This is a genomic window from Paraplanobispora siamensis, from assembly GCF_016863175.1.
In the GTDB taxonomy this organism is placed as follows: Bacteria; Actinomycetota; Actinomycetes; order Streptosporangiales; family Streptosporangiaceae; genus Planobispora; species Planobispora siamensis.
In genome coordinates this window covers 1-24,637 of sequence record NZ_BOOJ01000094.1, presented here as the reverse complement: position 1 = coordinate 24,637, position 24,637 = coordinate 1, and the positions used below count along the sequence as shown (strand labels likewise).

Annotated in this window: 12 protein-coding genes; 9 read left to right on the top strand and 3 right to left on the bottom strand. The window is 73.2% G+C overall.

What is annotated here, in order from left to right; translation table 11 throughout:
* Positions 1–454 precede the first annotated feature (454 nt).
* The 9 genes from Psi01_RS41385 (at position 455) to Psi01_RS41345 (ending at position 19,294) form a co-directional block, all read left to right on the top strand.
* Entirely contained in the window at positions 455–3,814 is a 3,360-nt protein-coding gene (locus Psi01_RS41385) for a S8 family serine peptidase (RefSeq protein WP_204069679.1), read from the top strand.
* 202 nt (positions 3,815–4,016) lie between these two features.
* Positions 4,017–5,675, top strand: coding sequence for a condensation domain-containing protein (locus Psi01_RS41380; RefSeq protein ID WP_239128419.1), 1,659 nt, complete (start codon positions 4,017–4,019; stop codon positions 5,673–5,675).
* Between the two features lie 47 nt (positions 5,676–5,722).
* Complete coding sequence (locus tag Psi01_RS41375) at positions 5,723–5,953, top strand: phosphopantetheine-binding protein (RefSeq protein WP_204069678.1); 231 nt, start codon at positions 5,723–5,725, stop codon at positions 5,951–5,953.
* Positions 5,950–10,386, top strand: a complete 4,437-nt coding sequence (locus tag Psi01_RS41370) for an amino acid adenylation domain-containing protein (RefSeq protein WP_204069677.1) — start codon at positions 5,950–5,952, stop codon at positions 10,384–10,386. The genes Psi01_RS41375 and Psi01_RS41370 overlap by 4 nt, the downstream gene beginning before the upstream one ends.
* Positions 10,383–11,738, top strand: a complete 1,356-nt coding sequence (locus Psi01_RS41365) for an FAD-dependent oxidoreductase (protein WP_204069676.1) — start codon at positions 10,383–10,385, stop codon at positions 11,736–11,738. The genes Psi01_RS41370 and Psi01_RS41365 overlap by 4 nt, the downstream gene beginning before the upstream one ends.
* A gap of 16 nt (positions 11,739–11,754) precedes the next feature.
* On the top strand, positions 11,755–12,375 hold the full coding sequence (locus Psi01_RS41360; protein ID WP_204069675.1) for a DUF6875 domain-containing protein: 621 nt from the start codon (positions 11,755–11,757) through the stop codon (positions 12,373–12,375).
* Complete coding sequence (locus tag Psi01_RS41355; RefSeq protein WP_204069674.1) at positions 12,372–16,874, top strand: non-ribosomal peptide synthetase; 4,503 nt, start codon at positions 12,372–12,374, stop codon at positions 16,872–16,874. Before Psi01_RS41360 ends, Psi01_RS41355 begins: the two co-directional genes overlap by 4 nt.
* Complete coding sequence (locus Psi01_RS41350) at positions 16,871–18,229, top strand: MFS transporter (RefSeq protein WP_204069673.1); 1,359 nt, start codon at positions 16,871–16,873, stop codon at positions 18,227–18,229. Before Psi01_RS41355 ends, Psi01_RS41350 begins: the two co-directional genes overlap by 4 nt.
* On the top strand, positions 18,230–19,294 hold the full coding sequence (locus Psi01_RS41345) for a methyltransferase (RefSeq protein ID WP_204069672.1): 1,065 nt from the start codon (positions 18,230–18,232) through the stop codon (positions 19,292–19,294).
* Positions 19,295–19,338: 44 nt separating this feature from the next.
* On the opposite strand, the gene malQ is transcribed toward Psi01_RS41345, so the two are convergent.
* The 3 genes from malQ to Psi01_RS41330 all read right to left on the bottom strand — a co-directional run.
* Positions 19,339–21,207, bottom strand: coding sequence for a 4-alpha-glucanotransferase (malQ, locus tag Psi01_RS41340; protein WP_204069671.1), 1,869 nt, complete (start codon positions 21,205–21,207; stop codon positions 19,339–19,341).
* A gap of 118 nt (positions 21,208–21,325) precedes the next feature.
* Positions 21,326–23,947: a carbohydrate-binding module family 20 domain-containing protein gene (locus Psi01_RS41335; RefSeq protein ID WP_204069670.1), complete on the bottom strand. Its 2,622-nt coding sequence runs from the start codon at positions 23,945–23,947 to the stop codon at positions 21,326–21,328.
* A 510-nt stretch (positions 23,948–24,457) separates the two neighbouring features.
* The coding region (locus Psi01_RS41330) for a substrate-binding domain-containing protein (protein ID WP_204069669.1) at positions 24,458–24,637 on the bottom strand (180 nt) is incomplete at its 5' end.

Here is a 24,637-nt window from a genome sequence, read left to right as displayed (position 1 = left end):
TTCACCGGCGTGCGCAGGGATGAGCCTTCCGCCAGGTGAGCGGCCGGCAGATCTCCGCCCCGGCCGTCCGGGGCCCGCTGCGCGAGGGCACGTGGCCGACCGCGAGCAGCCCCGTGGAAGCGAGGCCGGCCGGGAAGCGCGCGGCGCGTCTTCGCCCGGGCGGCGATGGGCCCCACAGCGGGATCAGCACGCTGTTCGCCCGGCCCACGATGATCGCGCATCTTCAGTCGGCGAAGAATGATCTAATGAAAATTGCAGAAAGTTACATCCTCTCCTCGCAAGAAGGGTCATCATGCTGAGACGCCTTCCCCGTGCGCTTCTCCATACACTGACCGTCACCGTCCTCGCCACGACCGTGATCACCGCTCCGCCGACATCCGCCGATTCGTCCCCGGCGCCTCCTGCGCCCGGTGCGGCGCCGCCCAGCCCCGGCGGGAACGTTCCGGCCGGGCCGGTGAAGCTGACCCTGGTCACCGGCGACACCGTCACCGTCGGCCGCGGACCCCGCGGCATCGCCTCCTACCGGATCACGCCGGGAGAAGGCCGCGGGCACATCACCTTCCTGACCCGTTCGAAGGGCGAGGGTCAGCTGTCGGTCATCCCCTCCGACACCGCGGCCCTGCTGGCCGCCGACCGGCTGGATCCCGCGCTGTTCGACCTGAACGCCCTGCTCGACAACGGCTCCGGCGGCACGCCCGCCGTATTGGTGCAGCACTCCCGCGGAGCCGACAGGGCCGACCGGGCGAAAACCGCACTGGGCACCGGAGCGAAAGTGGTGCGGGCGCTGCCCCGCCTCGGGGTGAGCGCCGTACGCGCCGAACGGCCCGCACGCATGTGGAAGGCGATCACCGGCGCCGCCGCGGAGGCCCGCAGCCTCCGCGGCGGCGTCACCAAGATCTGGCTCGACCGCACGCTGCGCATCACGCTCGACCAGAGTGTCCCGCAGATCCGCGCCCCGCAGGCCTGGGCGGCGGGATACACCGGCGAGGGCGTCACGGTGGCCGTGCTCGACACCGGCTACGACTCCGACCACCCCGACCTGGCGGGGGTGGTGACCAGCTCCGCCGACTTCACCTCCAGCGGCGGTCCCGGGGACGAGGTCGGCCACGGCACACACGTCGCCGCCACGATCGCCGGGCAGAACGCCCCCTACAAGGGCGTCGCGCCCGGGGTGAAGCTCGCCGTCGGCAAGGTCTGCACCGTGGGCGGATGCCCCGAATCGGCGATCCTCGCCGGGATGGAGTGGGCGGCGCGCACCGCCGGAGCCAAAGTGATCAACATGAGTCTGGGCCACCCGGACGAGCCCGGCGTCGACCCGCTGGAGCAGGCGGTCAACGACCTGTCGCAGGAGACCGGGGCGCTGTTCACCATCTCGGCCGGCAACAGCCACTGCCGCTTCGGCGGCAGCACGGTCGGATCCCCGGGCACCGCCGACGCGGCCCTCAGCGTCGGCGCCGTCTACCGCGACGACAGCGTGACCGACTTCTCCAGCTGCGGGCCCCGCCGAGACGACCAGGTCATGAAACCCGACATCATGGCGCCCGGCGCCGGGATCGTGGCCGCCTTCCCCGGCGGAGGCCACCGGGCGCTGTCGGGCACCTCGATGGCGGCCCCGCACGTGGCCGGGGCGGCGGCGCTGCTGGCCCAGCGCCACCCGGACTGGGACGGGCGGCGGCTCAAGGCCGCGTTGATGAGCACCGCCCACGCCGGCACCCAGAACGTTCCCTCCGACCGCTACGGACTGGGACGGGTTGACGCCGAGGCGGCCGTCACCGCCGCCGTGACACCCGGCATCGCCTCGGTCCATCTGGTCCAGCCCTGGCCGCGCCCGCAGGAGGCGCCGACCCGTACCGTCACCTACTCCAACACCGGCGCCTCGACCGTGTCGCTGAGGCTGGCCACCACCACGACGCCCGGATCGGTCACGCTCAGCGCCGACCGGCTGGAGGTGCCCGCCGGCGGCAGCGCCGAGGTCACCCTCACCTACCGCAGCGCGGGCAGCGCGGAGCGCCGCGAGCTGGGGCTGCTCACCGCCACCGACGCCGGCGGCACCGTGGTCGCCAAGACCGCGCTGGCGCTGTACGAGGAGGCGCGCTACAACGTCGAGGTGAGTCTGCTGGACCGCCGGGGCGAGCCCGCCTCGGCTTCGGTGGCCGCGGTCGACGGCACCACCGGCGAAGTCACCTGGGCCGCTTTCAAGGCGGGCAGGGGCCGCCTCCTGCTGCCCGCAGGAACGCACTATCTGGCGACCACGATCTACCCCGCCACCCCCGACGACCTCACCTACACCGCCGCCGTCCAGAAGGTGACCGTCACCGAGCCGGACGCCGTGACGAGCGCCACCATCGACGCCCGCGCCGGCCGACAGGTCGAGCTCACGGTGGACGAGAACGCCGCGCGCCCGGTGGCGCGGTCGCTGTCGCTGAGCGTCAGGGTGGGCGGCCGCATGGCGCTGTCGGAGGGAGGCAACCTCTCCGGCGACAGCCGCTGGGCCGTGGTCCCGCTGCAGGACGCCGGCGTCGGCTACAGCGCCCGGGCGGTCTTCGACAAGGACGGCTCCGGTGACGACGCACCCACCCCGTACGTCTACCGGGTGGCCGACGTCCGCACCGGGGTCCCCGCCGACCCGCGGCGGGCCTTCACCAAGGCCGAGCTGACCAAGGTGAACGTGGTCTACCGCTCGCAGGCGGCACCCGCCGCCGGGACCGCCGAAGTGGGCATGGTCTCCGAGGGCCTGCCCACGCTGATGCACACCTTCCCCGTCGCCCTGCCCTCGACCGTCACCGAGTACCGCAGCCCCGGCGTCTACAGCGCCGGGCTGCGCTTCGGCGGGCACTGGCTGGTGGCCCATGACCGGGAGTACGGCCCCGGCCGGGACGACACCGAGGTCTGGAACGGCGCGGTCAGCGGTCCACTGCTGGAAGGCGCCACCGGCGCCCGCCGGCTGGACTTCATGTCGATCCCGAACATCTCCTGGTTCACCGACGCGGGGCCGCGCAGATGGGCCTCCACCCCGGTCGCCGGCACCATGACCCTCAGCCGCGGCGGACAGCAGCTCGCCCAGTGGAGCGCCGGCGTCTACGGCTACGTCGACGCCCTGCCGACCGCCCGGGAGACCTACACCCTCACCGCCGCCGTGACCAGGGACGCCGCCGACGCCGCCCTGGCCACCCGGATCGACACCACCTGGAGGTTCACCTCCGAAGGCACCTCCGAGTACGTCGACAATCCGCTGTTCGTGCCCCGGCTGACCGCCCTGGGCCTGGACGAGGCCAACCGCGCGGCGGGCGGATCGCGCACCGAGGTGCTCCTCGGGCACAGCGGCACGCCTTCGGGCGCGGTGTCGGCGACCGGGGCCGAGGTCTCCCTCGACGACGGCGCCACCTGGAGCCCGCTGACGATCACCCCGGCCCCGGGGGTGCTGGGCCGGGTCACCATCGCCAACCCGGCCGCCGAAGGCCACGTGTCGTTGCGCGTCAGTCTGGCCGACGCCGCGGGCAACACCGTCGTGCACGCCGTCCGCCGGGCCTACCGGGTCCGCGCCGCCACCGGCGCCACCACGGTGGTACGGGTGCACTACGACGCGGGATGGGGCAACCGGATCACCCTGCGCGGTGACACCGCCCCGCTGCGCTGGGACACCGGGCAGGAATGCGTCGGCAAGGCGGCGGGCCTGTGGGAGTGCGAGATCCACGGGATCCCCGCCGGGCAGGGGTTCCGGTTCAAACCCCTGATCAACGACACCCGCTGGTCGATCGGCGCCGACCACACCGGCACCGGCGGCCAGAGCATCGACATCACTCCCCGCTTCTGACGCACCTCTGCTCCGGCGCGGCGTCGCCGCGCCGGAGCAGAGGACGGCAACCGGCAACTCTTGTCAGTTCTTTCAGTAAGTTTCTTGAAACTTACTGAAATCCATTGAAAAGGTTGTCCGAGATCGGGATATTGGGAAGGCGCCGCACGGCCCCCGGCCGACGCCGCCCGTCTCCCGCCCGCTCCCTCAGAGGGGTTCGCCGATGCCGCACGTCCAGGCTGTGCTGAGCACCCAGCAGGAGGACTTCCTGCAGTGGATGTTCGAGTCGGATCCGCCGCGTGACGCCGGCTCGGTATCGGTGGCGGTGCGCCTCACCGCCGTGTTCGATCCGCACCTGTTGCGGCGGGCCCTCACCCTGCTGACACTCAGGCACGAGGCCCTGCGCACCACCTGCCGTGCCGCCGGCGGCACGCTGGAAGTAGCGATCGCCGACACCCTCGAACCCGAGGTGAGGCTCGTGCGGGCGGCAGGCGACACCCCCGCCGAGCGGGAGGCCGAGGCGGTACGGCTGGCCCACGCCGAGCGCATGCGGATGAACGACGTGACGCGCCGCCCGCTGGTCCGCGCGCTGGTCATCGAGCTGGCCCCCCGGGCGCACGTGGTGGTGCTCTCGGTCCACCATTTCGCCTTCGACGGCTGGTCGATGGGCATCGTACTCACCGAGCTCGGCGTGCTGTACTCCGCGTTGAGCGCCGAACATCCCGACCCGCTGCGCCTGCTACGGCCGCTGCCCATGACCTACGGCGCGTACTGCGCCTGGACCCGTCGGCAGTGGTCGCTCAACCAGCCCTACTGGGACGCCCTGCTGCGCGGGGCCCCGCCCGCGCTCGGCCCGTTCCCGGGCCGCCGCCCGGCCGTCCGGTTCCGGCGGCGGGTGCACCGCTTCGAGATCGACGCCGCGCTGGGCTCCGGGCTGCGGGCCGCGGCCCGCGCCCGGCGCGCCTCGCCGTTCATGGCGGTGACCGCCTGCTGGACCGCGCTGCTGGCCGCCTGGACCGGCTCCGAGGACATCGTGCTGATGTCACCGGTGCCCGGACGCACCCTCCCCGAGCACAACGGCATCGTGGGCTGCCTGGTCCAGTCGATGTACCTACGCATAGACGCCGGGGGCGCTCCCGGCTACGGCGAACTGCTCGACCGGACCCGCGCGGCCGTCCTCGACGCCCTCGCCCACCAGACCCACGCCTACCACCGGCTGCGCCCGCAGATCCCCTACCCCTCCCGCATCCACTACGAGAGCTGGCGAGTGGGGCCGCAACTGCCCGGCCTGCCCTCTGAACCGTTCCCGCTGCCGCGCGATCCCGAGGAACTGGACTGGGCCGCTCCACCCGGGACCGCGGACCTCAGCGCGCCCACCCTCGTCATCGAGGAGCGCGGCGACGGCTCGATGGCCGCCGCGGTGGTCTACAACGCCTACGGATACGCCCCCAGGACCGCCGCCCTGCTGGCGGAGTCGTTCTGCGACCACATCAGGGTCATGGTCACCGACCCCGGCCGGCGTCCGGCCGCGCGCCGTGGGCGTCCCTCCCCCTCCTCCGACCGAAAGGCCACACCCACCATGTCCGTCACGCCGTCCGTCACGCCGTCCGTCACGCCGCCCGCCGAGCCGGGCGTCACCGAGCAGCCGGCCTTCACCGGCCTGGAGCTGCAGATCCACCAGATCTGGTGCGAGGTTCTCGGCCTGACCCGGATCGGCCCACAGGAGGACCTGCTGGAACTCGGGGCGCACTCTTTGACGATCAATCAGATCGCCGTGCGCGTCCATGCCCGGCTGGGAGCCGATCTGCCGCTGTACGTCTTCTACGAGGACCCGACCATCCCCGGGATCGCCGCGGCGGTCCGGGCCGCCCGGGCCGAGTGAACCGCCTCCCCTCCCCCGCACGTTTTCCGGACAGCCTGGAGAGCGCAATGTCCACCGACACCACGCAAATTCTGACCGCGATCTGGCGGCAGGTGCTCGCCGTCGCCGCCGTCTCCCCCGACGATGACTTCTTCGATCTCGGCGGGGACTCCTTTCGCGCCACGCAGCTGGCCGTGCTCGTCGGCGAGCGCCTGGGCGTGGCGGCCTCGCCGTCACTCGCCTTCGACCGGCCGAGCCTGGCCGGACAGGTGAGATGGGTCGAGGCGGCCAGGCGATGAGCGCGCCCGCTCCGGGGGCGGCGGGAACGGTTCCGGCGCTGCTCGCCGCGCGCGCCCACGACCAGCCGGACCGTGCCGCGATGCTCACCCCCGAGGGGGTCCTGACCTTCGCCGGGTGGGAGCGCCGCTCGAGCGCCGCGGCGCACGCGCTACTCGATCGGGGACTGCTGCGCGGGGACCGGGTCGGCCTGCTGTTCGGCGGCCGGGACTGGATCGACTTCGCCGTCGCCTACTGCGCGGCCCAAAAAGCCGGGCTCGTCCCCGTGCCGATCTCCGATCGCCTGGCCCCCGCCGAGATCGGCGACGTGCTCGGCCTGTGCGCGGCCGCCGTCCTGGTCCGCGCAGAGCGGACGGCGGCGCTGGACGTGCCGACCCCGACGCTCGCCGTCGGCGACCTCGACGGCGACGCCGACCGGCCGCTCGGCGTCCGCATCCGCCCGCAGGACGCCGCGCAGATCGTCTTCACCTCGGGCACCACCGGCACGCCGAAGGGGGTGGTGGCCAGCCACGCCAACCTCACCTTCGGCTATGGCCCCCGCCCGCGGCAGCGGCCGTACGCGCACTCGGAGTACTTCCTGCACGCCTTCCCGATCGGGACCAACGCCGGGCAGATGATGCTGCTGGACGCGCTCGCCGCGCACCCGACGGCGCTGCCGCAGGCAGGTTTCGACGCCGAGGCGTTCTGCTCGCTGATCGAGAGCCGCCGGGTGGGCACCGTGTTCCTGGTGCCCGCGATGGCGGTCGAGCTGCTGCGCTCGCGCGCCCACGAACGGCACGACCTGTCGAGCGTGCTGCTGCTCGGCTCCTCCACCGCGGCGCTGCCGCCCTCGGTCGCGCTGGAGCTGACCCGCGCCTTCCCCCGCGCCACGGTCGTGAACTGCTACATGTCCGCCGAGTCGGCCCCGGCCCGCACCATGATGGTCGTCGACCCGCGCCGCCCGGCGGCGCTGGGCCGCGCCACCGACTCCCGGGACCTGCGGATCTGCGGTCCGGCGGGCGAGGTGCTGCCACCGGGCGAGGTGGGGGAGATCCGGCTGCGCTGCCCGGCCGCGCCCCGCTCCTACTACGGGGACCCGCGGGGCAGCGCCGAGATGTTCACCGGTGACTGGGTGCGGATGGGAGACCTCGGCTTCCTCGACCCCGACGGTTACCTGTACCTCATCGACCGCGAGAGCGACGTCATCAAGACCGGCGGGCTGAAGGTCTCCACCGTCCAGGTGGAGGCCACGCTGCTGGAACACCCCGCCGTCGCCGAGGCCGCCGTCGTGGGCCTGCCACACCCCGTGATGGGCGCCACGGTCGGCGCCGCCGTACGGCCCGGCGGTGAACTGGACCCCGACGACCTGCGCGACTTCCTGTCGGCGCGGCTGGCCCGCCACCAGTTGCCCACCCGGTTGGAGCTGGTCGGCGCGCTGCCGCGCAACGACGCCGGGAAGGTCCTCAAGAGTCGGGTGCGCGAGCTGCTTACCCGGCCGCGATCGGCCGCCGCGGACACCATGACCGCCGCGGACACCATGACCGCCGCGGACACCATGACCGCCGCGGACACCCCTAGCGTCCGGGCCGTCCCGGCGCAGAACGGAATCTGGTTCGCCGAGAAGCTGGGCGGCACCGGGACCTGTTACACGATGCCGTTCACGCTCACCTTCAGCGGGCGCATCGACCTGGCGGCGCTGCGCGCGGCCTGCGCCGCCGTCCTGGAGCGTCACGGGATCCTCCGCTCCGCCGTCGTCGAACACGACGGGATCCCCCACCTGGTCCCCGCCACGCCCCCGCCGGCCGTCGCCGTTGAGGACCTGTCCGGCCTGCCGTCCGCCGAGCGGGCCGGCCGCCTGCAGCGGCGATGCGCCGAGGAGATCGCGCGCCCCTTCGACCTGAGCGGCGGGCCGCTGACCCGGATCCGGCTCGTGCGGACCGGGCCGGAGCGTTGCCTGCTGTTGCTGACGGCCCACCACCTGGTCTTCGACGGTGAGTCCAAGGCCGTGTTCGTCCGCGACCTGGCCGCCTTCTACCAGGCTGAGATCACCGGAGAGCCTTCCGGCCTGCCGGAACTGCCCGATCTCGACCTGGCCGCCGCCGCAGAGGCCAGGATCGCCGCCCTGCTGCCGCAGGCCAGGGACTACTGGCACGGCCTGTGGCGGGAACCTCCCGCACCCGTGCTGCCCGAACTGACCGGACCCGTCCCGCAGGCCGGGCCCGGCGCCGCCGCGGACTTCACCGTGGAGCGCCGCCTGTCGCAGCGGCTCGGTGAGGTCGCCGGCGAGCTGGGCGCCACCCGCTTCGAAATCCTGCTCGCCTGCTGGCAGACGCTCCTGCACCGGTACGGCAACGCCGGGGCTCCCATCGGGATCGACCTGGGCACCCGCGACGCCGCGACACGGGACCGGATCGGCGTGTTCGCCAACGAGCTGCCGCTCTTCCCCGCCTTCGAGCCGGACTGGACGTTGCGGCGGCTGGTGCAGAGCCTGCGGGCGGACAACGGCGTGCCCTCGGACCTGCGCGCCCTGTACCGGATCCGCGAGGTGCCGCTCACCCGCGCCGTGCCCCGCAGCCGCCCCTCCGCCGTGCTGCCGCCGGTCACGGTGAGCTACCTCAAGGGCCCCCGGCTCCCGCGGTTCCCCGGACTCGCCGTCACCGCGGACTGGGTCCCCGGCAGCCACGCGGTACGCGGCGCCCTGCGCATCCACCTCACCGACGGCCCCGACGAGCTGCGGGTCGGCCTGCGCTACAACCGCGAGGTGCTGTCCCACGCCGCCGCCGGGCGCATCGGCCGTCACTGGCGCACCCTGCTGGCCGCGGCCGTCGCCGACCCGGACCTGCCATTGGCGGAGTTGCCGCTGATGGATGCGGCCGAACGCCGGATGTCCCTGCACGCGTGGAATGCCACCGGCCGGAACCTGCCCCCGGTGACGATCGTCGAACTGCTGGCCGAGCGGGCCGCCCTGCACCCCGACGCCGTCGCCTGCGTCGCCGCAACCGCCCGGCGGGTCCGCCCGACCGGAGCGCCGTCCGGGCCCGCCGAGCTGACCTACCGGCAGCTGCAGGCCGAATCCGACCGGCTCGCGCACCGGTTGCGGCGGGCCGGGGCCGCACCCGGCTCGCTTGTGGCGCTGTGCTGCGACCGCTCGCCGTACGCGCTCATCGCCATGCTGGCGGTGGCCAAGACCGGGGCCGCCTACCTGCCGCTGGACCCCGACTATCCGGCCGACCGGCTCGCGTTCGTCCTGTCCGACTCCGGGGCCGCGATCTTGCTGACCCGGCGGCATCTGCGCGAGCGGCTCCCCGGCCACGCCGGCGAGGTGGTCTATCTCGACGACCTCCGGCCCGCCACCGATGACGGTCCGCATCCCGCCGGCGGCGGGCCGCTTCCGCCGCCGGCCGCAGACGACCTCGCCTATGTGCTCTACACCTCGGGCTCGACCGGCCTGCCCAAGGGCGTGCGGATCGGGCACCGCGCCCTGGCCAACCTGCTGCTGAGTGTCGGCGACCGGCTCGCAAGCGGCGCGGGCGACGTATGGCTGGCCGCCACGTCGCTGTCGTTCGACATCAGCGCGCTGGAACTCTACCTGCCGCTGATCAGCGGCGGCCGGATCGTGCTCGCCGACGACGACGCCGTCCGCGACGGCCGGGAGCTGGTCGAGCTCATCGCCGGCCACGGGGTGACGCACGTCCAGGCCACGCCCTCCGGCTGGCGGATGCTGCTGGAATGCGGCCTGAACGCCCCCTCGGTGACCGCTCTGGCCGGTGGGGAGGCGCTGCCGGCCGCTCTCGCCCGCGATCTCGCCGCCCGTACCCGCCGGCTGTTCAACATGTACGGCCCCACCGAGACCACCATCTGGTCGACCATGGAGGAGATCGACCCGTCCGAGGACCGCATCACCATCGGCCGCCCGCTCGCCAACACCCGGATCTACCTGCTGGACCGGCACCTGGAAGCGGTGCCCGTCGGCGTGCCCGGCGAGCTGTGCATCGCCGGCGCCGGCCTGGCCGAGGGCTACCTGGACCGCCCCGAGCTGACCCTCGAGAAGTTCGTGCCCGACCCGTTCGGCGCCCCGGGTGAGCGGCTGTACCGGACCGGGGACCTGGCCCGCTACCGCGCCGACGGCAGGATCGAGTACCTGGGCCGCACCGACCAGCAGGTCAAGCTGCGCGGCCACCGGATCGAGCTCGGCGAGATCGAGGCGGCGCTGCTGGAGCATCCCGGGGTCGCCGCGGCCGCGGCCGCGGTACACGGCGACACCCTGGTGGCCTACCTGGTGCCGCGGCGCCCGATCGATCCCGGCGGACTGCGCGCCCACCTGGCGCGCACCCTGCCCCGCCACATGCTCCCGGGCCGCTATCTGGAACTGGATGAGCTGCCGCTCACCCCCAACGGCAAACTCGACCGCGCCGCGCTCGCCGCCCCCTTGCACGATGGGCGGCAGGGACGATGACCGCGGGGCACGGCGGACATCCGCAGGATCCCGTCGCCATCGTGGGAGCCGGGCTGGCCGGAACCCTCCTGGCGATCCTGCTCGCCGAGCGCGGCCTGCGGGTGGAGGTGTACGAGCGCCGCGCCGATCCGCGCACCGGCCCGGCCGGCGAGGGACGCTCGGTCAACTTGGGCGTCTCGGCACGGGGCATCCGCGCCCTGCGCCGCATCGGACTGTGGACGTCGCTGTCGGATCTGACGGTGCCGATGCGCGGCCGGGTCGTCCACCGGCCGGGCGGCGCCCGGCTGTTTCAGCCCTACGGCAGGGACCCGCAGGAGATCCTCCACTCCATCCGGCGCAACGAGCTCAACGCCCGGCTGGTCGAGCGGGCCGCGGCCCACCCGGGGATCGGTCTGTTCTTCGGCGCCCGCTGCGTCGGGCTCGACCCGGACCAAGGACTGCTCTCAGTCACCGAGGCCGGCCTGACCCGCCGGGTGCGGGCGTCGTTCGTGGTGGGCGCCGACGGCGCGTTCTCCACCGTACGGCGGCTGGTCCAGCACGGCCGACCGGTGGACTACCGGCAGGAGTTCCTGGCCTGGGGCTACAAGGAACTGACCATCCCGCCCGGCGCCGGCGGCCGGTCCCGAGTCCCGCCGCAAGCACTCAACCTCTGGCCTGCCCGGCAGGGCCTGATCGTGGCGCACCCGAACGTCGACGCCTCGCACACCGCGACGCTCTTCCTGCCCCACCGGGGCGAGCCCGGCTTCACCACCCTGGCCGGGAACGAGACGGTCACCGCGTTCTTCACCGAACGTTTCCCCGGCTTCGCCGCGATCGTCCCGGACCTGACCGAGCAGTACGCATCCCGTCCGGTCGGGCACCTGGTGACCGTCGGCACCTCCGCCTGGCACCACCGCGACCGGGTCGTGCTCGTCGGCGACGCCGCACACGCCGTCTACCCCTTCTACGGCCAGGGCATGAACTCCTCGCTGGAGGACTGCCTGGTCCTGGACGAATGCCTGGACCGCCACCCCCGCGACCGCGCCGCCGCCTTCGCCGACTACCAGCGGCGGCGCAAGCCGCACACCGACGTGCTCGCCGCGCTGTCGGCGGAGAACTTCGCCGAGCTGCGCGACGGGACCCGCTCACCGCTGCGGCTGGCCCGCAGCCGGATCGACCACGCCCTGCACCGGCTGTTCCCGGCCGCCTGGGCGCCGCTGCACACCATGGTCTCCCACACCACGCTGCCCTACGGAGAGGCGCTGCGGCGGGCGCGCCACCAGGACCGGATGCTCCGCTGGGCGGGCGCGACGGCCGTCACCGCGGCCCTGACCGCTGCCGCGGTGCGCGGTGCCCGCAAACCCCCTTGCTGAGAGGACCCGCACGACCGTGATCTTCCACCCCGACGACCCCGGCCTGCGGCTCCTGGAGCCGGCGGACCTGGACCGGCTGCCGACCGGCGCCGTGATCGACCGCCACCGCCCGGCGCTGCGGGCGATCGTGGACTGGGCCGGCTCCTACCTGTGCGCCCCTCATCCCGACCTGGGCCGCCGTGGCGCAGTCTGCCCCTATGCCCAAGGCTCCCTCACCCGTGGACGGTTCTACCTGGCGGTCCGGCCCGGCCGGCCGCGGAGCGCCGAGCAGATCGTCCGCTCCATGCAGCCCTACCGGGAATGGTTCACCGACCTGGCGCCCCGCACCCATGACGGCGCGCTCTTCACCACGATCCTGGTGCTTTTCCCCGACCTGCCCCCGGAGAGCCGCGGATTGATCGACGAGGCGCAGCGGCGGCTCAAGGACGGCTACACCCGTTCCGGGCTGATGATCGGGGAGTTCCACGACGGCCCGCCGGACAAGGGAGGGCTGCGCAACCCCGCCTTCCGGCCGCTGCGCAGCCCGGTCCCGCTGCTGGCGATCCGGCACATGATCGCCAGCGACGAGCCGTTCCTGTCCGGCGACCCGCGACACCACGCCGCCTACCTGGAGCGCTTCGGCGGAGGCGCGGCATGACGGACCGTCCCGCCCCCCTGCCCCGCCGCGCACCCGGCACGCCGATCCCGCTGACCCCGGCCCAGAGCAGACTGTGGTTCCTGGACCGGGCCGGTCACGGCGGCCCGGCCTACCTGTGCGGTGCCAACCGGTTGCTCTCCGGCCGACTCGACGAGGAGGCGCTGATCGCCGCGATGGCCGCGGTGATGCGGCAGCACGAGGTGCTGCGCGTCTCGATCGCCGACGGTCCCGCCGGTCCGGTGCAGATCGTCCACGACCTCACCGCGGCCGAATGCGCCGCACTGTGCGAGATATCGGAGGTGGAGGGGGCGACAGCGCAGATCCGGCGGGAGCGGGCCGGTGAACGCGCACGCGAGTTCCACGCCCGCGGCTTCCGGCTGGACCGGCCCCCGCTGCAGCGGGTGCTACTGCTGCGGCTCGGGCCGCACGAGCACCTGCTGATGTGGAGCCTGCACCACATCGTCTGCGACGGCCCCAGCCTCGCGCTGCTGATGCAGGAGGTGTTCGAGCGCTACGCGGCCCTGCTGAGCGGCGCCGCCGAGACGCGACCCCCTGCGGCCCAGTTCACCGACTACGCGGCCTGGCTGGCCGCGCGGCGGGCACCCGCGCACGAACGCGACCGTGCCTTCTGGGCCGGCTACCTGCGCGGGGCCCCGGTACTCCAAAGCGTCCCCGCCGACCGGCCGCGACCGGCCGGGCTCTCCTCCGACGGCTGCGAATGCAGGGTCGAACTGCCGCAGGGGCTGACCGGCCGGCTGCGGGAACTGGCCCGGCGGGAACGCTGCACCCCCTTCACGATCTTCATGGCGGCCATGACCGCGACGCTGGCCCGCCACAGCGGCGAGGACGACATCGTGGTCGGTTCCGTCGCCGCCGAACGCGACCTGCCCGACCTGGAGAACGCAGTCGGCTTCTTCGTCAACACACTGCCGATCCGCACCCGGCTGCCGGGGGACCCGTCCCTGCTCGACGTGCTGGGCGAGGCGCGTTCCTCCCTGCTGCGCGCCCTGACGCACCGGTCGCTGCCGTTCGAGGAGATCGTCGAGGCCGCGGCGGCGCCCCGGGAGCTCAACCGCAACCCCCTCTTCCAGACCATGCTCGTGTTCGAGCAGGACACCGGCGAGGCCGAGCGGTCGCTGCCGGACCTGACCGCCGCCCCGTGGGACCTGCCACCCGAGGTGGCGCGTTTCGACCTCAACGTCATGGTCACACTCGGCCCCCGGGCCCGCCTGAACCTGACCTACTCCACCGGCCTGTACGAGCCGGAGACCATCGAGCGGTTCGGCGGCCACCTGGTGCGGATGCTGGAGGCGATGGCCGACGACCTCGGACAGCGCCTGTGGCGGGTGCCGCTGCTGGACGAGCGCGAGCGCGACCTGGTCGGCGCGGGCGTCCTTCGGCGCGGTCCCGGCCGGAACGGCGAGGAAGCAGAAGAGCCCGCGGACCGGCGCCAGGCGCCGCAGGAGCCCGAGGCACCCGTCCACGAGCTGATCGCGGCCCGCGCCGCGCAACGGCCGGACGCCCCCGCGGTGATCACTCCTGAGGGCGAGATCTCCTACGGGGAACTGGAGGAGCGGGTCCGGCACCTGGCCGCCCGGTTGCGGGTCACCGCGGCACTGGGCCCCGGCACGCCCGTCGGCATCGTGCTGCCGACCGGGCCCGAGGCCGTCGTGGCGATCCTCGCCGCGCTCCGGGCAGGCGGCGCCTATTTGCCGCTGAACCCGGCCGACCCGGCCGACCGCAACGCCGCGATCCTGGCCGAGGCCGCCGTCCCGGTGGTGATCGCCGACACCGCCCCACCCGGCTACCGCGGCGTGCTCCTGTCCCCCGCCCACCCGGCCGATGACGCGCCGATGGTCCCGGCGGCTGCGTCCGGCGCCCGGGATCTGGCCTATGTGATCTACACCTCGGGATCGACGGGACGGCCGAAGGGGGTCATGGTCACCCACGGCACGCTCGCGCGGTTCACCCGCTCCTTCCGGGACGACCACGGACTCACGTCGGGTGACCGCATCTGGATGGTGCCGCCGCTGACCTTCGACGCCTCCGTCGGCGATCTCTTCCCGGCCCTGACGTCGGGTGCGGCGCTGGTGCTGCACCCCGAGCCCGCCCGGGTGGACGGGGCGGAGCTGGTGGCCTTCTGCTCCCGGCACCGGGTGAGCGTCGTCGACGCCCCGGTCTCGCTCTGGCGGCAGTGGGCCGAGGACCTGTCCCCCGGACGGGTGCCGACCGACTGGCCGGTGCGGCTGATGACGGTGGGCGGGGAACGCGTCCCGGTCCGATCGGCGCAGGCCTGGGCCGAGGCCACCAGCGGCCGGGTCACCCTGGTCAACCACTACGGTCCCACCGAGGCCACCGTCTGCGCCACCACCTGGCACGTCACCGCCCGGCCGTCCGGGGAGGAACACCTGCCGATCGGCCGGCCGCTGCCGCATGTGCGCGCCTACGTGCTCGACCGCGCCGGAGGGCTCACGCCTGCGGGCGCGCCCGGCGAGCTGTACCTGGGCGGTGACTGCCTGGCACGCGGCTACCTCGGCGACCCGCAGGCGACCGCGCGCAGCTTCGTGCCCGACCCCTTCTCCGGCCGGCCCGGCGACCGGATGTACCGGACCGGGGACCTGGCCCGATACCGGCACGACGGGACGTTGCAGTTCCTCGGCCGGATCGACCGGCAGGTCAAAGTCCGCGGCCACCGTGTCGAGCCCGCCGAGGTCGAGGCCGCGGTGACCGCGCATCCGGCCGTCCGCGACGCGGCCGTCCTCGCCGACGGCGACCGGCTGGTCGCCTACGTGGCGCCCGCCCCGGTCCCGCTCGGGGAACTGCGGCGTTTCCTGCGCGAGCGGCTGCCCGCGGCGCTGGTTCCCGGCGTCTTGGTCCCGCTGGAGCGCATCCCGCGGACCGCGCACGGCAAGGTGGACCAGGCCGCGCTGCCCCCGCCGGCCGAACCGCCGGCCGACGGCGGGCACGTGCCGCCGCAGGGACCGGTCGAGCGGGCGCTGTCGGCGATCTGGGCGCGGGTCATCGGGATCGGCCGGGTGGGCCGCAGCGACAACTTCTTCGCCCTGGGCGGCACGTCCCTGCTGGCCGCCCGGGTACTGGGCGCCGTCGAGCGCGAGCTCGGCGCCCGGCTGCCGCTCGGCGCGCTGTTCGAGACCGCTGACCTGGCCGCCCTGGCCGAGCTGGTCCTGGCGGCCGGATCCGCCGCGTCTGCCGGACCGGGTCACGATCCGATGGCCGCGGTGCTGCGTGCGGAGACACTGCCGCCGCAGGTGCTCGCGAGAACACCGCGGCACGCGCGCCCAGAGACTCCGCCGCGGGTGGGCGCGGAAACATCACCGCAGGTACACGTCTCCGGGGCGCCGCACCGGGTGCCCGGTTCCGGCGCACCGGCGCACCGGCCGCCGGGCACGATCCTGGTGACGGGCGCGACCGGGTTCCTCGGCGCGCACCTGGTCGCCGAACTGCTCTGCCGGACCACCGCCACCGTCGTGTGCCTGGTCCGTGCGGCAACCCCGCAGCAGGCGCTACAGCGCGTGCGCGCAAATCTGCGCACCCACGGGTACGGCCCCGGCCTCGCGCTGCACCGGCTTGTCGGTGTGCCCGGGGATCTGGGATCCGAGCACTTCGGGATGGATCCGGCGGCCTTCGCCGAGCTGGCCGCCCGGGTCGAGGCGGTCTGCCACAACGGCGGGCTGGTGCACTTCGCCGAGCCGTACGCCAGACTGCGGCCGGTGAACGTCGGGGGCACGATCGAGGTGCTGCGCCTGGCGGCGCTCGGCGGCGCGTCCGTGCACGCCGTCTCCACCCTGGGGGTGTACCTCACCCCGTCCTGGTCCGGACGAGGGGTCAGCGAGAACGATCCGCCCGACGATCCGGCCGGGCTGCCCGGCCCGTACGAGCAGAGCAAGTGGGCGGCCGACCGGCTGGCCCGCGCCGCGCGCCGCGCCGGGCTCGGCGTCTCGGTGCACCGGCCCGCCCGGGTGAGCGGGCACAGCCGCAGCGGCCGGGGCAACCCCGGCGACTACTTCATCCGGATGCTCCTCACCTTCGCCCAGCTCGGCCAGGTGCCGGACCTGCCGCACGCCGAGGACCTCGCCCCGGTCGACTACGTGGCCGCCGCCATCGCCCACCTGGTCGCCGACCCCGCCGCGACCGGGCGCGACTTCCACTACTTCAACAGCGCCACGGTGGGATATCCCGAGATCGCCGCCGCGCTCACCGCCCGCGGCCACCCGGTCGAGCTCGTTCCGTGGACCCGCTGGCGCGCCGCCCTGCACGACAGTCTCGCCGCCGGTCGGGAGCCGGCGCTGGCGCCGTTCATCACCATGCTGCCCGAGGCGGAGCCGCAGCCGTCCCGGCCCGGCTTCGACTGCTCGGCCACGGAGCGCACACTGGCCGCCGCGGGGATCGTCTGCCCGCCCGCCGACGGCACACTGCTCGGCGTCTATCTGGACGCGCTGACCGCGGACGGGCGCCTGCGCCGGGCGGCCCGCGCGTGAGCGCCCTCGCGCCACCGGCCAAGCACGGCGGGGATCTGCTCCGCTTCGCCGGGATCTGGTGCACCTCGCTGCTGTCCACCGTCGGATCTGCCCTGTCCACCTTCGTCCTAGGGGTCTGGACCCTGCAGACGACGGGATCGGTGACCGCCTTCGCACTCCTCATGCTGGCCTCGACGCTGCCGGGCATCCTGGCCGGGCCGCTGGCCGGCGTCGTGGCCGACCGGTTCGACCGCCGCCGCGTGCTGATCGCCGCCGACACGATCAACGCCCTGCCCACCGCCGCGGTCGGAGTGCTCACGCACACCGGCGATCTGGCTGTCTGGCACCTTTATGCGAGCGCGACGATCGGCGCCGTCTGCGGCGCCTTCCACCTGACCGCCTACCAGGCGATGACGCCCCTGCTGGTCGCCGAGCGGCAGCTGGGCAGGATCAACGGGCTGATGCAGCTCGGCTTCGCCGTACAGGTCTGCGCACCGGTCATCGCCGCCGCCCTGCTGGCCTCCGTCGGCGTGACCGGAGTGATCCTGCTGGACCTGGTCACCTTCGCGCTGGCGGTGACCACGCTGTCGGCGGTCCGGCTGCCCGCACGCGTGCTGAGGCCACCGGTCCCAGCCGAGCCCCCGGCGCTCCGCGCCGACCTGCTGCACGGCTGGCGTCATCTGCGCTCCCGTCGCGGCCTGCTGGAACTGACGTTGGTCTTCACCGCCTACAACTTCCTGTTCGGCGCCGCCGGGGTGCTCATCCAGCCGCTGATCTTGTCGTTCTCGTCCGTCTCCACGCTCGGCGTCCTGATGCTCGCGGGCGGCTGCGGGGTGTTGGCGGGCAGTGTGCTGATGACCGCCTGGGGCGGACCGCGGCGCACGCTGACCGGCGTCACCGTGTTCACGGCCGTCGGCGGTGTCGCACTCATCGCGCACGCGCCGTGGCCGGCGCCGGTGCCGGTCGGCGTGGCGGCCGCCGTGTTCCTGTTCACGCTGCCGGTGGTGCAGGCATGCGGGCGCACGATCATGCAGATGCGAATCGAGCCGGAGCGGCTGGGCCGGGTCATGGGCACCTTCACCACCCTCGGCCAGCTCGCGATGCCGGTGGCGTACCTGTGTGCGGCGCCGCTGACCGAGCGCCTGGCCGAACCGCTGCTGCGCCCCGGCGCAGCCCTGGCCTCCAGCGTGGGCGCGCTGACCGGCACCGGGCCCGGCCGCGGCATCGCAGCGGTGTTCCTGCTGACGGGGGCGGCGATGCTGGCGCTGGCCGCGCTCACCGCCCGCCTGCCCGCTCTGCGCGCCCTGGCGGAGCCCGCGCTGGAGGGCGCATCCGCCCCGTCCGGCATGCACGACCGTGGAACCGAGGGAGACTGAATGCCGCTCCACCTGTCGGCCGCCGAGGCCCGCAGCTTCCTGCAGACCCACGACGCCCCGGCGCCGTGGCTCGACGTCCTGTCCGCCATGACCTGCCACGCCGCCGTGGCGGCCCTGCGGCTGGGCGTCTTCGACGCCCTGGCGCAGGCCGCCCCCCGCACGGCCGGGGAACTCGCCGCGCAACTCGGAGCGGACCCGCACGGACTGGGTGTCCTGCTGGACCTGCTCGTCCGCACCGGATACCTCGCCGAGGAGCACGGCGGCTACGCCAACGGGCCCGCGGCGACAGCCTGGATCACCCCGGCCACCCGCGGCGAATACGCGCAGACCATGGCGTTCTGGCACGACGTTATGACCGGGCTGTGGCCGGACCTGATGGAGTCGCTGCGCACCGGGATACCCGCCGCCGACTTCTACTCGTGGCTCGCCGGACGGCCCGGCACCCTGCGCGCCTTCCACGACCTGCAGGACCGCATCGCCTCCTCGATGAGCCAGGAGGTGGCCCGGCTGGCCGACCTGCCGCAGGAGTGCCGCCTGCTCGACCTGGGCGGCGGCCGGGCGACACACGCCATCGCGCTGTGCCGGGCCCATCCGGGCCGCCGCGCGACCGTGGTCGACCATCCCGCGACCGTGGCGCTCGGCCGCCCGGCCGTGGCCGCCGCCGGGCTCGCCGCCCAGATCGTCTTCCACCCCGGCGACCTTCTCCGCCTCGGCCCCGAGGTGGGGCGTCACGACGCGGTGCTGCTCTTCAACGTCTTGCACGGCATGGCCGAGGAACCGGCGCGGACGCTCATCGACCGGGCAGCCGGCCTGCTGACCCCCGGCGGCAGGCTCGTCGTCCTCGACATCGACCCGCACGGCGCGCCTTCCGGCACGCAGGAACCCGGTTCCGGAGCGCACGAGGTCTTCCTGCGCGGCTTCGAGCTCAACCTGCTGCACACCCAGGGCGGCCGGCTGTACACCCCGCAGGAGCTGGGCTCCTGGCTGGGTGAGGCCGGGCTGCGGCCGTCCCGCCCGCGGCACCTGCGCTCGCAGCCCGGCCAGTTCCTGCTCACCGCGTCCTGACGGGGGCGCCGGCGGGAGCCCTCACCGCTCTCGCCGGTGCTCCCTCATCGCTGCGGGCGGCGGAACAACCGCAGGCGGCTCCGGCCCGCGACCAGGTCGTCGAGCAGGACGGGCGCGCCGCCCGCGTCGGCCAGCGGCACCCGCCAGTTCGGATACTCCCCGGCGGTCCCCGGAACGTTTTGTGTGCGCCGCTCCCCCACGGCGTCGGCCAGCGAGAGCGCCACCAGCCGGGCAGGCGTACGCGACAGGAATTCGTGCAGAGCCACGGTGAAACCGTCCGCGTCGCCGGGGTCGGCCGCGGGATCCAGCAGGCCCAACCCGGCCAGCGCCGACCGCCACCGGCCCAGCGCCCGCGCGGCATCGGCCCGCTCGGCCTCGGCCGTACGGGTCAGCAGGCCGAACCTGGCGCGCAACGTGACAGGGTCACCCGCCAGGTAGCCGGCGACCGGCGGATAGTCGTGCGTGGCGACCGTCGCCATGCACGCCTCCCGCCAGGCGGAGGGCGCCAGCGGCCTTCCCGCCCCGTCCGTCCTCTCCCAGAGGACGGGGGTGCCCAGGATGCCGTGGTCGGCGAGGTAATCCTGCATCCAGGGCTCCGGCAGTCCCACGTCCTCCCCGACGACCACGGCGCCGGCACGGGCCGCCTCCTCTGCGATGACCGCGATCGAGGCCCGGTGGTCGAGGGAGACGTACGTGCCCTCTTGCGGAGGCAGTCCCTCAGGCACCCACCACTGCCGGAACAGACCGAGCGCATGATCGATGCGTACCCCGCCCGCGTGGCGCAGCGCCGCGCGGACCAGCTCGCGGTAGGGCCGGTGCGATCGCGCGTGCAGCACCCGCCGGTGCCACGGCAGCTGGTTCCAGATCTGCCCCGCCTGGTTGTAGGCGTCGGGCGGGGCCCCCACCGAGACGCCCTGTACCACCAGCTCCGGGTCCGCCCAGGTGTCGGCCCCGCCGGCCTGGGATCCCAGCGCCAGATCGTGGATCATCCCGATCGCCATGCCCGCCCCGCGCGCCCGGCGTTGCGCGGCGGCGAGCTGCCCATCCAGCAGCCACTGCAGCCAGATGTGGAAGTCCACCCGCTCGGCCAGGCGTTTCCGCTCCTCGGCGACCTGCGCCGACTGCGGATCGCGCAGCGCCGCAGGCCAGGATCGCCAGTCGGGCCCGTGCGCCTCCGCGAGCGCGCACCAGGTCGCAAACCGGGTGAGCGTCTCGCCCTCCATGCGCCGGTACTCGGCGTAGGCGGCCTGCCGCGCGCCATCGCGAGGCACCCGGTGCATGAGCCGCAGCGCCTGGCGCTTGACCGCCCAGGTTCCGCTGCGGTCGAGTGGGTCCAGCGTGCGGTTGCGCTCCTTGAGCCGGGCCAGGCGCTTGTCGAACCCCTCCCGCTCGGCGGGCTCCAGGCGGGACCACTCGGGCACGTCCTCCAGGCGCAGATAGAGCGGGCTGCGATAGCGACGGCTCACCGGCAGGTACGGCGAGGCCTCCAGCGGCGGCACCGGTTCGGTCGCGTGCAGCGGGTTGACCAGAACGAACCCGGCGCCGTGCGCCCGCGCGCCCCATTCGGCGAGCACCCCCAGGTCGTGCAGGTCGCCGATGCCCCAGGAACCGGAGGACCTCAGGGAGTACAGCTGGACCATCAGTCCCCAGGCGGGCTCCGGCAGGGCCGGGCCGCGCGACGCGGCCGCAGGCCCGGCCGCCTCCCTGGCCGGACCCCGCAGCACGTGCGAGACCGGAGACCCTGCCGCCTGCTTGACCGCGTGCGGGACCGGCGGTGCGGCGGGATCCACGCCCAGCGCTCTCAAGACCGCGACCACCGTCCGGCGCGGCACCCGTACCCGTCCCCGCCATCCCTCGTACTCGGTCGCCACACCGTGGGCCGCGGCCAGCAGCTGCAGATCCTCGTCGTTCATCCGAACCTCTCTACGGCACGCGGGCCCCGCCGGAAGGTCTCTGCCGGCGGAGGCCCGGACGGTTCATTCACTCATCGGTCCGGCGAGACGGCGAGCCGCCGCCGGAGCGGTGCGGACATCAGCGGCGGAACCAGCCGTCGTCGAAGACGTACTCACCGTTCGCAGGAGTGGTGACGACGCGGTTGCCGCCCTGCTCCCAGATGGTGTCCCTGCCGTCCTGACGGATGAGGTACTTGTATTCGATCCGGATGCCGCCGGGCAGGCTGGCCGAGCCCCACCAGCGCGGATAGGATCCCTGGTCGGTGGTGAGCCTGACGGCCCTGGCCGGGTCCCAGCCCCCCAGCTCTGGGATGTCGCCCACCACGTACAGGTTCTGTCCCAGCTGGGTGTGGGCGTGGATGTTGTACTTGCCGGTCACCGCCTTCTGCCCCTGGTCGCCGCGGAACGTGCCGTCGTCGCGGACCACCTCACCCTCGGCGGGGACGGTGAACACGCGGTTGGCGCCTTGTTCCCAGACGACCTGGTCGCCGTGCTTCTTGATGTACTTGTACTCGACGGCCGTGCCGGGCTTGAGCGTGACGCTCCCGCTCCACTGCGGGTAGGTGTCCTGGCCCGTGGTGAGCCTGACGGCCCTGGCCGGGTCCCAGCCGCCCAGTTCGGGGATGTTGCCCGCGACGTAGACGTCCTGCCCGGGGACCGTGGTGGCGATCAGCCTGTGGGTGACCTCGACGTCGCCGCGTGGCTTCTCGCCCCAGGCGTCGCTGCGGGTGGCCGTTCCGCTGTTGGGGGTCTGGAAGGTGCGATCGCCGAACGGATCTTCGGTGATCTCGCCGTCGGCGTTCCTGGTGAAGTAGCGGTAGGTCACCCGGGTGTTGGGGGCCAGGGCGGGAACCCGCGCCGAGCGGGCGTCGCCGGTCTCGCTCAGCTTGACGGCCTTGTCGGTATCGCCTGCGCCCAGTTGCGCGACATTGCCGACCACGTAGGCGTTCTCCCCGGCCGGGACCTCGCCGGACAGAGTGAAGGTCACGTCGACCGGCTGGGCTTCGCCCGGGTCGTGGATCGCACCGACGTGGATGGCCAGCGCGCTCATGGCCGGGACGTCGGCGGTGAAGGTGCCGTCGGCCCCGACCTTGATGATGTTGGAGGCGTTGCCGCAGGTCCGAGTCGCGGGGTCGTACCTGCCGTTGATCACGTTGCAGTAGGTGCCGGCCGGCAGCCGGGTCTTGTAGGTCCGGTTCCAGCCGGAGCCGGGGTCACGGTTGATCACCACGTAGCCCTTGTCGCCCCGGCTGAAGGCGATCTTCCCGCCGGCGTCGCCCTCGCTGTAGTCGCTGTACCAGTCCTGTTCCGGCTGGGGAAGGGTCTTGTTGACCCTGGTGCCCGCGACCGCGTTGCGAAAGCCCACCATGTCGGCCGTCTCCGACCACCGGTGCTCGCAGATCCATTCGGTGCCGTCGCACTCGACCTGCTCGGTGGTGCCGTCGCCGTGGCGGGGCGGGCTGGTGTTGCGGCTGGTGAAGGCGAAGCTGGACATCACCAGCGGGGTGCCGTGGTCCCAGCCCAGCAGGAAGACGTTGGCCAGCCGGTAACGCGCGCCGTCTTTGTAGGTGAGGATCTTGCGGCTGTAGCCGCCCGCCGATTTCGGCAGCGCGTCGCGCTGGCTGTCATGGTTGTCAATCATCACCACGGCGCCGTCGCCGGGTTCCATCCGGTCGCCCCAGCCGTTGGGGTAGGCATGCAGGCCGTGGATGCCGTTCTCCCGCGTGCTGGCCTCCCAGAACTTCTCCGACAGATGGTTGCTGACCTGGAGATCCTTGACGGCGCCGTTGCCGCGGTACTCGCTGGGGTGGACCGCCTCATCGGCGCCCCACAGCACCTCCTGGTAGATGTAGGGGTTCCTGGTCCCTTCGAAGTCCGGGTCTGCTGTGATCTGCTCGCGCATCTGGGCCAAGACGGCCGCGACGTCCCCGGCGGGGATGTGCTTGGCGGCGTCGAGGCGGAAGCCGTCGACGCCCAGGGCGGCCAGGTTCTTCAGGTACCGCCCGAGCTGCTGCTGTACGTAGGGGCTGCTGGTGCGCAGGTCCGCCAGACCGGCCAGGCGGCAGCCTTGCACCACCTCCCGGATTTGGTAGTCGCCCTTGTCGCCGTCGATGTCGCGGCGGCAGTCGTTGAAGTCCCGGTCGGAGTAGAGGCCGGAGTAGGTGTGCCGGTCGGGGAAGACGGTTCCCGCGCTGCCCCGGCCGCCGTCGGCACCGGTCATGTGGTTGATGATGGTGTCGGCGTAGATCTTGACGCCTGCGGCGTGGCAGCGCTTGATCATGTCCTTGAAGTCGGCGGCGTCACCGCGGCGGGTGGTGAGTTTGTGCCAGTCGCCCGCGGCATCCGGGTGGGGGTAGCTGACCGGCTGGTAATCCTGCCACCAGGGATAGGCCTCGTGGTCGCGACCGGGACGGTCGAGCACGATGTGCTCGTGCGGGGGCGAGATCTGCACGGCTCCGTAGCCCTTGGGCTCCAGAACGTTCTCGCATTCGGCGGCCACGGACTTCCATGGCCATTGGAAGAGCTGGACGATGGTCGTGCGCTCCTCAGCGGAGGCGGGCGCGGTGGTGGAGACCGCGGTGGTGGCCGCGGCCGGAGCGGCGGCCATCGGGCCCGGCCCGACGCCCAGCGCGACGACCGCGGCGGGGACGACGGCGGCCAACGCGGTCAGCATCGGCGCCCAGAGGGCTTTTCTTCGCACTCTGACTCCTTTTTCGCAGGGCGGGAATCTCCTCGAAGGGCGCCGGCCGGTCCGTCACGCCGGTCGGCGCCACGCTTTCACGGCCGCGTGGACATCACGGCGTTGAAGGGCTTTCCCCGGACGTTCTGGCGGGGGTCTGGTAAATGTCTCGCCTCGCGGATGCGCGGGCGGCGCGCCTGGGTGGGGGACGGAGAATACGGACCACGAGGTCCTCCGGTTTCGCTGGAATAATTCAGCGTTTCCGGGAGGTTACATAGGATTCAACGCGATTGCAATGGATCGGAAATCTGCGCGACCAGTTCGCGAGGAAGAGCACTTAAATGCTTTTTCAGGAATCAGAATATGGCGACATGAGAGATTTCATGTCGCCCGAGAAAACACCGGTGACAGCTCTTCGATTTTCGGGAAAAGCGTTCATCTCCTTGTGAGGCTTTACCGTCTTTCGCGTCATGCCTGCGGCTGCGGATCAGTCATGTGGCCCGCGCCTGCGAGCACGGGACTCCGCACAGCTCAGCGAAGCACCCTGGGGCCGGAGCCGGTCGAGCCGCGCACGATGAGTTCGGGCTGGAAGATGAGCTCCGAATGGCTGGCCGGGGTCGCAACGACGGTCTCCACAAGAGTGTCGACGGCGGCGGTGACCATGGACTGCACGGGCTGGCGCACGGTGGTCAGGGGCGGATCGGTATAGCT